Genomic DNA, 11,496 nt, shown 5'->3' on the forward strand with positions numbered 1-11,496 from the left:
CTCGGTGAGCCCGCTAGGCGCACGATTGGTCCGTACTGTGCTCCGGCTGTGAGGCTCCCGGGGACGGCAGCCGCACCACGAATTCGGTCCGACCGGGTTCGCTGTGCACCTCGATCGTCCCGTGATGCGCCTTGACCACCGCGGCGACGATCGACAGGCCGAGGCCCGTGCTGCCCGTCGTGCTGGTCACCGCGGCGGGCGCACCCCCGCGGCGGGCGCGCGACGAATCACCCCTGGCGAAGCGTTCGAAGACCTCGGGCAGCAGTTCGGCCGGAATGCCCGGCCCGTCGTCGGAGACCGTCAGCACCGCGGTGTCGCCCTCCTGGGTCAGCGACGTCGTCACCGACGACCCCGGGGGCGTGTGAATCCTGGCATTGGCCAGCAGGTTCACCAGCACCTGCTGCAACCGGGCCTGGTCGCCGACGACCGTAACCGGTTCGTCGGGCAGGTCGAGCGCCCAGTCGTGGTCCGGCCCGGCTACGTGGGCATCGCTCACCGAGTCCACGACCAGCATGGAGACGTCGACCGGTTCCTGTTCCAGCGGCCGGCCCGCGTCGAGGCGCGCCAGCAGCAGCATGTCCTCGACGAGGTGGGTCATGCGCTCGGTCTCCGACTCGACCCGGCTCATCGCGTGCGCCACGTCGTCGGGCAGCTCGTGGCGTTTGCGCTGGGCCAGTTCGGTGTAACCGCGGATCGCCGCGAGCGGGGTCCGGAGCTCGTGGCTGGCGTCGGCCACGAACTGACGGACGCGGGTCTCGCTGGCGTGCCGGGCGGAGAGCGCGCTGGCGACGCGGTCGAGCATCCGGTTCAGCGCCGTCCCGAGCCGGCCGACCTCGGTGTGCGCCGACTCCGGGTCGACGCGCACGATGCGGCTGGGCAGGTGGACCTCGCCCTTGTCGAGCTCGAGCGCCGCGACGTCGCCGGCCGCCGTGGTCACCCGCGACAGCGGGGCCAGCTGGCGACGGATGATGAGCAGGCCTGCGCCGCCGGCGGCCAGCAGTCCGACGACTGCCAGGACGACGAACATCCCGAGCACCCACAGCAGGGTGTCGTCGACGACCGCCGTCGGCAGTCCCGTGACGATCACCGCGTCACCGTGCCGGGCGTGCAAGGCGATGACCCGGTATCGGCCAAGGCCGTCCAGCTCGATGGTCTCTGGCGTGCGGTTGGCCGGCACCCGCGCCAGAGCGGCGGCGGCGACCGCACTGATCTCCGATCGACCGCCGTCGGCGGTGATCATCCCTGCGTCGATGGCACCGGAGGACGACACGACGGCACCGATCGTGCGGGTGGCCTGGCCGGGTGCGTTGAGGAACCCGGGGCCCGGGCCGCATTCGGGGTTGAAGTACCGGTCCCGGAACGCCGATGCCGACGCCCCGGAGACCCGGGAGGCGTGCTCGTCGGGACAGGGTTGGTGCGCGGCACCGTTCGACCACGGCATGTCAGGACGACCGGAGAACATCACCGACGGCGGTGGCAGGTCGTAGATCGCCGCCGAACGCTTGCCCGCCTCGACCAGTTGCTGATCGAGCTGGCGCATCAGGAACCGTTGCAGGGCGAACTCCGTCGCCACGCCGATGGCGGCACACACCGCGGCGAGCAGGACCACCTGGGTGACCAGCAGACGTACCCGCAGTGACCAGGTGCGGGGCGCGAGGACCTTGGAATGCGGTCTGGCCGGCTCGGCGACGGCGGAGCCGGTCATCGCGGTGGCTTGAGCACGTACCCCGCGCCGCGCAGCGTGTGGATCATCGGCTCCCGCCCGCTGTCGATCTTCTTGCGCAGATACGACACGTACAGCTCGACGATGTTGGACCGGCCACCGAAGTCGTAACTCCACACGCGGTCGAGGATCTGCGCCTTGCTCAGCACCCGCTTGGCGTTGCGCATCATGAAGCGCAACAGCTCGAACTCCGTCGCCGTCAACGAGATGGGCTCACCGGCGCGGGTCACCTCGTGGCTGTCCTCGTCGAGCACCAGGTCGCCGACCACCAGCTGCGCGCCGCCCGCCTCGTCGGCGACGCCGGTCCGCCGCAGCAGGGCCCGCAGTCGCAGCACTACCTCTTCGATGCTGAACGGCTTGGTGACGTAGTCGTCGCCACCGGCGGTGAGGCCGGCGATGCGATCCTCCAGGGAGTCCTTCGCCGTCAACAGCAGCAGGGGCAGACCAGGAATCTGGGTCCGGAGCTCGTGCAGCACGTCCAGACCACTCATGTCGGGCAGCATGACGTCCAGCACGACGACGTCCGGCGGGTTCTCCTTGGCCAGCGCGATCGCGGTCTGACCGTCGCCCGCGGTGGCGATGTCCCAGCCCTCGTACCGCAGGGCCATCGACACCAGCTCGGCGAGCACGGGTTCGTCGTCGACCACGAGGACGTGGATCGGTTTGCCGTCCGCCCTGCGCATGACGAGCCGCGCAGGGTCGGCGTGTTCGCGGTCGAAGCCGTTCGCGGTGGTCATCACCGAGCCATTGTGCACTCCGGGCATGGGCGCGACCTGTGCCATTTCTATGCCCCAGCTGTGCATGCGGGGTTCATGGCGGGCGCACAGCGGGCGCATAGACCGGACGGGCACAGTGGACGCGTGAACACGTGGGGACTACGCAAGACGGTCGGCGCGATCGCGGTGGCCGCAGCGGTGGCAGGAGTCGGTGGCGCCGCCATCGCCGCGGCGGCGGGCGTCGGTCAGCAGCACTCGATGTTCGGCGGGCCGGGCGGTCCCCCGCCTGCGTCGTTCCACCGCGGCAGCGCCGGTGACGTCCCGGCGCCGCTGCACGCGGAGTCCGTGGTCGCCGGCGACCACGGCGGTTTCTCGACCGTGCTCACGCAGACCGGGCATCTCACTGCGGTCTCGGCCACGTCGGTGACGGCCCGCAGTGACGACGGCTACGTGCGCACCTACGTCGTCCCCCCGGCGAACGGCCCGTCGACCGCGCCGTTCGGCGTGAACGACCGGGTGTCCATCGAGGCCACGCTCGCGGGCCCGACGGCGACGCTCACCTCGATCCGGCCGGTCTTCACGCCGGACCCGTAGTCGAGCTCTACAGCGCGTCCTGCTGCTCGGGGGGCAACGTCGCGGGTCCCTGGATCTCGGGCGCAACCGACGACGTGGTCGGCGTCGTTGGCGCGACGGTCTCCGTCGTCGTCTCACCCGTGGTGACCTCGGTGGGCTCCACAGGTCCCGGGGGTGCCGGCTCGGCCGCGCTGGTCGCGACGGTCAGTCCCCCCATTGCTAGCAGCGCGCCTGCGCCTGCGGTAGCGGTCATCAACTTCAGCTTCGAGCTCATCACGTCGATCACTCCCATTCCGATCCAGGTGAGGGGCGGGCCGGTCGTATCCCCTTGACGGTCCGGGTAACCGATGCCGGCGCTCACCAAACGCCAAGCAGATTGCTGGGAGTTTCCCAGCCTCGACCGCAGCGGTCGGCACCGCGGTTCATCTCCTAACCTGTGCGCATGCAGTTTCCGGCGGACGCGACGTGACCCGCTTCCTCGCTCGTCGGGCGCTGAACTACGTCGTGCTGCTGGTACTGGCGTCGTTCCTGACCTTCGCGCTGGCCTCTTGGTCGTTCAAACCCCTCGACAGCCTCGAGGGCCGCAATCCCCGACCACCGCAGGCCGTGATCGACGCCAAGGCCGCCGAACTGAATCTCGGCGAACCGGTGCCGCTGCGCTACGCGCACTGGGTGGCCGACGCGGTTCGCGGTGACTTCGGCACCACCGTTGCCGGGCAGCCGGTGTCCGACGAGCTGTGGCGCCGCATCGGAGTCAGCCTGCGACTGGTCCTCATCGGTTCGGTACTCGGCACCGTGATCGGCGTGGTGGTGGGGGCCTGGGGCGCCATTCGGCAATACCGCGTCTCCGATCGGGTCATCACGGTGTTGTCGCTGCTGCTGATCAGCATGCCGACGTTCGTGGTGGCCAACCTGCTGATACTCGGTGCGCTGCGCGTCAACAGCGCCTTGGGGTTCAACCTGTTCGAGTACACCGGTGAGACGTCGGGCACGTCCACCGGTGGCGCCGTGGCGCAAATCGTCGACCACCTCCAGCACCTCGTGCTGCCGACGGTCACCCTGGCGCTGTTCTCAATCGCCGGCTTCAGCCGCTACCAGCGCAACGCCATGCTGGACGTCCTCGGTCAGGACTTCATCAGGACCGCCCGCGCGAAGGGACTGACCCGGCGCCAGGCCCTGTTGAAGCACGGGTTGCGCACCGCGCTCATTCCGATGGCCACGCTGTTCGCCTACGGCGTCGGCGGATTGGTGACCGGGGCTGTGTTCGTGGAGAAGATCTTCGGCTGGCACGGCATGGGTGAATGGGTGGTTCAGGGCATCGCCACCCAGGACGTCAACATCATCGCCGCGATCACCGTGTTCACCGGCGCGACGATCTTGCTCGCCGGTCTGCTGTCCGACGTCATCTATGCGGCGCTCGATCCGAGGGTGAGGGTGTCGTGAGCCTGGACGAACCCGTGATCTCCGACGCCTCGACGACCGCCGAATCCGGGCTCGAGACGGGCACTTTCGCCTCGCGGCGCACGCTCACCCTGCGCCGTTTCCTGCGCAACCGTCTTGCCGTCGCCGCGCTGGCGCTGATGGCACTCATGTTCATCGGCTGCTACGTGCTGCCGCCGTTCCTTCCGTGGAAGTACACCGACCTGGACTTCTTCGCCCTGCAACAGCCGCCGAGCGGCAGCCATCCGTTCGGCACCAACTCCCTTGGCCAGGACCTGCTGGCACAGACCCTGCGCGGAATGCAGAAGTCTCTGCTGATCGGCGTCTGCGTGGCGTTCATCTCGACGATCATCGCGGCAACCGTCGGTGCCGTCGCCGGCTTCTTCGGGGGCTGGCGGGACCGCGCCGCGATGTGGTTGGTGGATCTGCTCTTGGTGGTGCCCAGCTTCATCCTGATCGCCATCGTCACCCCGAGCCTCGGCCAGACGGGACGGATGCTCTCGTTGATCCTGTTGCTGGCGGCATTCAGCTGGATGATCAGCGCGCGCATCGTGCGAGGTTTGACGATGAGCCTACGCGAACGCGAATTCGTCACGGCCGCAAGGTACATGGGGGTCTCCAACCGGCGGATCATCCTGCGCCACGTGCTGCCCAACGTCGCGTCCATCCTCATCATCGACACCACGCTGAACGTCGGCGTCGCGATCCTGGCCGAGACCGGGCTGTCCTTCCTCGGCTTCGGCATCCAGCCTCCGGACGTCTCGCTGGGCACGCTGATCGCCGACGGCACCCCGTCGGTGACCACCTTCAGTTGGGTGTTCCTCTTCCCCGCCGGTGTGCTGGTGTTGATCGTGCTGTGCGCCAACGTCATCGGTGACGGCCTGCGGGACGCGATCGACCCGGGCGCCAAACCACCGCGGCGGAGGCGCAAGTGAGCGAGCTGCTTCGGGTCGAGAACCTCCGCGTCGGCTTCACCACCGACACCGAGGACGTCGCCGCCGTGCGCGGCATCAGCTTCGACGTCGCGCCCCGCGAGGTCGTGGCGCTGGTCGGCGAGTCCGGTGCGGGCAAGTCGGCGACGGCGATGGCGGTGGTCGGACTGCTGCCCGCCTACGCCGAGGTGTCCGGCTCGGTCAGGCTGCTCGGCGACGAGCTGATCGGGCTCGACGACCAGGCGATGTCCCGCATCCGCGGGCGAGTCATCGGCACCGTGTTCCAGGACCCCATGTCGGCGTTGACGCCGGTCTACACCGTCGGCGACCAGATCGCCGAGGCATTGCGCGTGCACCAGCGCGATCTCGGCCGCGCCGCGGCCCGCACCCGTGCCGTCGAGCTTCTCGAGCTGGTCGGCATCGCGCAGCCCGACCGCCGGGCGAGGGCCTTTCCCCACGAACTGTCCGGCGGGGAACGCCAGCGCGTGGTGATCGCCATCGCGATCGCCAACGATCCCGACCTGATCATCTGCGACGAGCCGACGACGGCCCTCGACGTGACCGTGCAGGCGCAGATCCTCGACGTTCTGCGCACCGCCCGCGACGTCACTGGCGCGGGAGTGCTCATCATCACCCACGACCTGGGCGTGGTGTCCGAGTTCGCCGACCGTGCCCTGGTGATGTATGCCGGCAAGGCCGTCGAGGCCGCTCCGGTCACCGACCTCGTCCGCACCAGGGTCATGCCGTACACGGTGGGACTGCTGGGTTCGGTGCCGCGCCTGGACGCCGTTCAGGGGTCCCGGTTGGTGCCGATACCGGGGGTGCCACCGTCCATGGCGGCGCTGCCGCCCGGTTGCCCGTTTGCCCCCCGCTGCCCGCTGGTCGTCGACGAATGCCTCACGGCGGATCCCGAATTGGTGCCCGTCGCACCGGGCCACACGGCGGCGTGCATCCGCACCGACGACGTGGCGGGCCGATCGGCGGCCGAGGTCTACGGCGTGTCGACCGCACCGGCCGACGCGGCACCCGATCCGGACGCGCCCATCGTTCTCCGGGTGACCGACCTGGTCAAGACCTTCACCCTGACCAAGGGCACGGTGTTCCGGCGCCGCATCGGCGAGGTACGCGCCGTCGACGGCGTCAGCTTCGAGCTGCGTCAGGGCCAGACCTTGGGCATCGTCGGCGAATCGGGATCGGGCAAGTCGACGACGCTGCACGAGATCCTGGAACTGACTGCCCCCCAAAGTGGTTCGATCGAGGTCCTCGGCCAGGACGTCGCCGCGCTGGACCGGAGGGCCCGCCGGGCGCTGCGGGGTGATCTGCAGGTCGTCTTCCAGGATCCCGTCGCCTCGCTAGACCCGCGCCTGCCCATCTTCGACGCCCTGGCAGAACCGTTGACCGCCAACGGCTTCGCCAAGGGTGCCGTCGACGACCGGGTCGCCGAGCTGCTGAGCACCGTCGGGTTGCGGCGCGCGGACGCCAGCCGGTTCCCTGCCGAGTTCTCCGGCGGTCAGAAGCAACGCATTGGCATCGCCAGGGCGCTGGCCCTGCAGCCGAAGATCCTGGCGCTCGACGAACCGGTGTCCGCGCTGGACGTCTCGATCCAGGCCGGCATCATCAACCTGCTGCTCGATCTGCAGGAGCAATTCGGGTTGTCGTACCTGTTCGTGTCCCACGATCTGTCGGTGGTCAAGCATCTGGCCGACCGGCTGGTAGTGATGCATCACGGCTCGGTCGTCGAAGCGGGCGAGGCCGCCGAGATCTTCGCCGCACCTCGACACGAGTACACCCGGCAGTTGCTGGCCGCCGTGCCGCAGCCGTGAGCGGTTAGAGTTCGTCAGCATGGAGTTCCGACGTCTCGCTAGCGCCCTTCTCGTCGCTGGGCTGACGCTCACCGCGTGTTCCGGTGGCAGCCAGCAGGTCCCGTCGGCCGGGGGCAATGCCGAGCTCGGTGTCACCAACGACATGAACCCGCAGGATCCGGCCAGCCTGCAAGAGGGTGGCGATCTGCGGCTGGCACTGCTCTCCTTCCCGGAGAACTTCAACGTGCTCAACATCGACGGCAACACCGGTGACTCGGTCTTCCCGATCATGCGGCCGACCATGCCGCGGTCGTTCGTCATCGCCGCCGACGGCTCGGCGACGGTCAATCACGACTACTTCACCGACGTCCAGCTGACCGGCACCAACCCACAGGTCGTCACCTACACCATCAACCCGAAGGCCACCTGGAGCGACGGCACCCCGATCACGTGGGAGGACATCGCCTCGGAGGTCGACGCCACCAGGGGCGTCGACAAGGCCTTCCTGATCGCGGGCCCCAACGGCAGCGACCGGGTGGCCTCGGTGACGCGCGGCGTCGACGACCGGCAGGCGATCATGACGTTCGCCAAGCCCTACGCCGAATGGAAGGGCATGTTCGCCGGCAACGGGTTCCTGCTGCCCAAGAGCATGACCGCGACTCCTGAGGCGTTCAACAAGGGCTTCCTGAACGGCCCCGGTCCGTCGGCCGGTCCCTTCGTCGTCTCGAACATCGACCGAGGCGCGCAACGAATCACCCTGACCCGCAACCCGAAGTGGTGGGGCACGCCCCCGCGGCTGAACAGCATCACGTTGACCGTCCTCGACTCCGCCGCACTCTTGCCGGCACTGCAGAACAACGCGATCGACGCGGTGGCGCTCAGCTCGCTGGACGACGTGACGATCGCGCGGCGCACCCCGGGCGTCGCCATCCGGCGCGCGCCCAGCGCCCAGTGGTACCACTTCACCTTCAACGGTGCGCCCGGCTCCATCCTGGCCGACCCGGCCTTGCGTCTGGCCGTCTCCAAGGGCATCGACCGCCAGACGATCGCCAGCGTCACCCAGCGCGGGCTCGTCGACGATCCGGTCCCGCTGAACAACCACGTCTACGTCGCCGGTCAGAAGGGCTACCAGGACAACAGCGGCGTGGCTGCCTTCGATCCCGAGGCCGCCAAGAAGGAACTAGACGCACTTGGCTGGAAGATGAACGGACAGTTCCGCGAGAAGGACGGCAAACAGCTCGTCATCCGCGACGTCTTCTACGACGCCCAGAGCACACGGCAGGTTGCCCAGATCGCCCAGAACAGCCTGGCGCAGATCGGCGTGAAGCTCGACCTGCAGGCCAAGGGCGGCAACGGGTTCTTCAGCCAGTACGTCACCGTCGGCAACTTCGACATCGCCCAGTTCGCCTGGGGTGGCGACGCATTCCCGCTGTCGGGGCTGACCCAGATCTACCTATCCACCGGTGAGAGCAACTCCGGCAAGATCGGCAGCCCGGCGATCGACGCGAAGATCGAGCAGACGCTCGAGGAGCTCGATCCCGACAAGGCCCGTGCGCTGGCCAACGAGGTCGACGAGATGATCTGGGCGGAGGGCTTCAGCCTGCCACTGTTCCAGGCGCCCGGAAACGTGGCGGTGCGGAGCAATCTCGCCAACTTCGGCGCGGCCGGGCTGTCCGACGTGAACTACACCGCGATCGGCTTCACGAAGTAGACGACGTGACCTGACGGACGGCGCCCGCCACCACTGACGGCACCGCCGACTCCGCCACCGCGGCCGTGGAAATCGCCTTCTTCAGCAGCCGTACACTCAGCGGGCTGGGATCGGCATCGAGCTGCGGAGCGCGACTTGGCAATTCGCGAATCTCCCCGGCATCGACGGCCTTGATGATCGCGCGCGCCGAATTCTCCTTGAGATCGACGATGCTGTGCCCGGTAGTGGGCATGTCGACCAGCACCGAGTCGGGGATCAACTCGACGATCCGGGTCGCCACCGAGCGCGGCGTGGTGAGATCACGGCCACCGGACACCACGGCGGTCGGCCAGTCGAACCGCGGCATGGCCTCGATCAGATCGTACGGCTCGGCGACGAAATCCACCTCACCCGTGGCCATCTCACGCAGGGCGACGGCGGGGTCGAGCGGCAGTCCGTCCGGTACGGCACCGTAGTTGAGTTCGCGGTAGCCGATCCGGCCGACCAGGTCGGGCTCGTTGTGGAACGGCGTCTTGCGCTCGGCCAGCAGCCGGGTGCCAAGCCCGACCGCACCCCACACCCAGTCGCGGCCCTGCAGCAGCAGATCGAGCTGCTGTTCCAGCAACTCGGGGCCACCGAGGCCGTACAGGTCGGCGGCGAGCTGGGTGGCCGCCGGGCTCAGTACGTCGGCCTCGACCAACTCCCGGACCTTGGCGGCGAGCTCGGCCGTCCCCTCCTCCGCGCCGTCCCACAGCACTCGCCGCACCGCCGCCCGCACCAGGTCGACGTCGTCGGCCGACAGCAGCGGTGAGTCCAGCACCATCTGGTGCACCCGGTCCGGATGCTCGACGCCGAGACCGGCGGCCAGGTACGTGCCGTACGAGGCGCCGTAGACGACGGCACGGTCCACCTCGGCGTCGTCGAGCACCGCCGCGATGTCCGCGACGGCGGAGGTGATCGTCAACGCCTCCGGCGGGAGATCGGCGCCCTCGTCGTCGTGCCGTGACATTCCGACACCGCGGTGCTCGACCATGATCACGTCGAGACCTTCGCCGGCCAGCCGCTTGCGCAGGCCGCGGTACAGCGCCACCGACGCCGCACCGGGGCCGCCGGGAATGAATACCAGCGGGTGGTCGGACACCTCACCGCTGCGCACGTAGAACAGGTCGAACTCGTCCGGTTCGCCGGGGAGGACGGGCCGGCGAACCGACCGCACTCCGGGCTGCGCGGCGAGCTTGTCGTGGACTCGGCGGCGCCCAGCGTTCATGGTCATCGAACTCCATTGTGCTCCTAGCGCCGGCTCTTAGGTTCGGGGTGAGCCAAAGCAGTGCGACTGGATGTGGTGCTGCGTAGAAACGAGAGCCATGACCACCGTCGAGAACACCACCCGCATCCTGCCCGGTTCACCGCAGTGGGACGAGCTGCTGAGCCGGATCGCCGCGGGCGCCAAGGACCGAGACCTCAACGACGAGAACCCCTTTGACGAAGTCGCCGCGCTCAAGCGGGCGGGCTTCGGCACCCTGCGCCTGCCGGCCGAGCTCGGTGGGGCGGGATTCACCGTGCCCGAGTTGTTCGCCGCGGTGATCGACGTGGCGCGGGCCGATCCGATCGTGGCGCACATCTTCCGCACGCACTTCTGGTTCACCGAGGAGCGATTGCGCACGTCGGCCGACCCGTCGTCGACCCAGTGGTTGCGCAAGATCGCCGACGGCAAGCTCTTCGGCAACGCGTTCAGCGAGAAGGGCTCCAACGCCGTGGGCAGCCTGGTGTTCAACACCCGGCTGCTGCCCGACCCGTCGGGGGGATTCCGCCTCAGCGGCGAGAAGTTCTACAGCACCGGCACGCTGTTCTCCGACTACCTGACCGTGACCGCCACCACCGACCACGACTCCGTGGCCACCGTCGTGGTGCCGGCCGACCGTACCGGCGTCAAGTTGATCGACGACTGGGACGGCTTCGGCCAGCGTCGCACGGGTACCGGCACCACGAAGTTCAAGGACGTCGCGCTCACCGCCGACGAGATCCTGTCCGACTCGCCGTACGACGCGGCTCCCGTCCCGACGGTCCAGTACGCCTCGCTGCAGCTGTTCATCCACGCAGTGGTGGCGGGCATCCTCGCCGCCGTCGTCGACGACGGCGTGACGTTGCTGCGCTCCCGCGACCGCAGCTTCAGCCACGCGCCCACCGAACGTCCCACCGACGACCCGCTGCTGCAGCGGTTGCTCGGCGAGCTCACCAGCACCGCCTACGTCGCAAGGGCTGCCGTCCTCGATGCCGCCGCGGCGATTGGCGCCGCCACCACCTCTGCCGCGTCCACCCCCGACGGCAACCCGGACGCGAGGCTGGCCGAGGAGGCCCAGCTCAGGGTCGCGAAGGTCAAGGTGCACCTGGACGCCATCGCCCCCGAGGCCGCGACCCGGTTGCTCGAGCTCGGCGGCGCGAGCGCGGCCAGCCGGCAACGCGGCCTGGACCGGCACTGGCGCAACATCCGCACCATCACCCTGCACAACCCGGTGGCATACAAGGCGGTTGCAATCGGCAAGAACCTGCTGCACGACACCCCACTCCCCGCGAACGCCTACTTCTGACGCGATTCGTGCACACGCCGTTGCGGTGAACG

General features: G+C 68.9%; 10 protein-coding genes. 6 read left to right on the forward strand and 4 right to left on the reverse strand.

Translation table 11 applies throughout. From position 1 onward, the window contains the following. Positions 1-13: 13 nt before the first annotated feature. On the reverse strand, positions 14-1,705 hold the full coding sequence (locus SBI80_RS25735) for a sensor histidine kinase (protein ID WP_318977724.1): 1,692 nt from the start codon (positions 1,703-1,705) through the stop codon (positions 14-16). Next, positions 1,702-2,406, reverse strand: a complete 705-nt coding sequence (locus SBI80_RS25740; RefSeq protein WP_318977805.1) for a response regulator transcription factor — start codon at positions 2,404-2,406, stop codon at positions 1,702-1,704. The genes SBI80_RS25735 and SBI80_RS25740 overlap by 4 nt, the downstream gene beginning before the upstream one ends. A gap of 177 nt (positions 2,407-2,583) precedes the next feature. Here SBI80_RS25740 and SBI80_RS25745 point away from each other — a divergent pair, with 177 nt between their 5' ends. Next, positions 2,584-3,033, forward strand: coding sequence for a hypothetical protein (locus tag SBI80_RS25745; protein ID WP_318977725.1), 450 nt, complete (start codon positions 2,584-2,586; stop codon positions 3,031-3,033). Between the two features lie 7 nt (positions 3,034-3,040). Here the strand turns inward: SBI80_RS25745 and SBI80_RS25750 are convergent, their stop codons facing one another. Continuing rightward, the gene (locus tag SBI80_RS25750) at positions 3,041-3,286 is read right to left on the reverse strand and encodes a hypothetical protein (RefSeq protein ID WP_318977727.1); all 246 of its coding nucleotides are present in this window, start codon (positions 3,284-3,286) and stop codon (positions 3,041-3,043) included. A gap of 191 nt (positions 3,287-3,477) precedes the next feature. Here SBI80_RS25750 and SBI80_RS25755 point away from each other — a divergent pair, with 191 nt between their 5' ends. From SBI80_RS25755 to SBI80_RS25770, 4 genes are read left to right on the forward strand one after another with little or no spacing between them, the layout of a single operon-like run. Beyond that, positions 3,478-4,455: an oligopeptide ABC transporter permease OppB gene (locus SBI80_RS25755; RefSeq protein ID WP_318977729.1), complete on the forward strand. Its 978-nt coding sequence runs from the start codon at positions 3,478-3,480 to the stop codon at positions 4,453-4,455. 2 nt (positions 4,456-4,457) lie between these two features. Beyond that, positions 4,458-5,387 (forward strand): oligopeptide ABC transporter permease OppC, encoded by a 930-nt coding sequence (locus SBI80_RS25760; protein WP_413232815.1) that lies wholly within the window; start codon positions 4,458-4,460, stop codon positions 5,385-5,387. After that, positions 5,384-7,207: an oligopeptide ABC transporter ATP-binding protein OppD gene (locus SBI80_RS25765; protein ID WP_318977731.1), complete on the forward strand. Its 1,824-nt coding sequence runs from the start codon at positions 5,384-5,386 to the stop codon at positions 7,205-7,207. Before SBI80_RS25760 ends, SBI80_RS25765 begins: the two co-directional genes overlap by 4 nt. Before the next feature lie 19 nt (positions 7,208-7,226). Then, positions 7,227-8,897 carry an oligopeptide ABC transporter substrate-binding protein OppA gene (locus SBI80_RS25770; protein WP_318977733.1) on the forward strand — a complete coding sequence of 557 codons (1,671 nt, stop codon included), beginning with the start codon at positions 7,227-7,229 and terminating at the stop codon, positions 8,895-8,897. On the opposite strand, the gene SBI80_RS25775 is transcribed toward SBI80_RS25770, so the two are convergent. Beyond that, a complete protein-coding gene (locus SBI80_RS25775; protein WP_318977735.1) occupies positions 8,887-10,149 on the reverse strand; it encodes an alpha/beta hydrolase in 1,263 nt (420 codons plus the stop codon). The two genes, SBI80_RS25770 and SBI80_RS25775, sit on opposite strands and share 11 nt — an antisense overlap. 91 nt (positions 10,150-10,240) lie before the next feature. Here SBI80_RS25775 and SBI80_RS25780 point away from each other — a divergent pair, with 91 nt between their 5' ends. Then, positions 10,241-11,464 carry an acyl-CoA dehydrogenase family protein gene (locus tag SBI80_RS25780; protein WP_318977737.1) on the forward strand — a complete coding sequence of 408 codons (1,224 nt, stop codon included), beginning with the start codon at positions 10,241-10,243 and terminating at the stop codon, positions 11,462-11,464. Positions 11,465-11,496: the final 32 nt, after the last annotated feature.

Origin of the sequence: Mycolicibacterium sichuanense (assembly GCF_033741125.1) — a bacterium.
Classification (GTDB): domain Bacteria; phylum Actinomycetota; class Actinomycetes; order Mycobacteriales; family Mycobacteriaceae; genus Mycobacterium.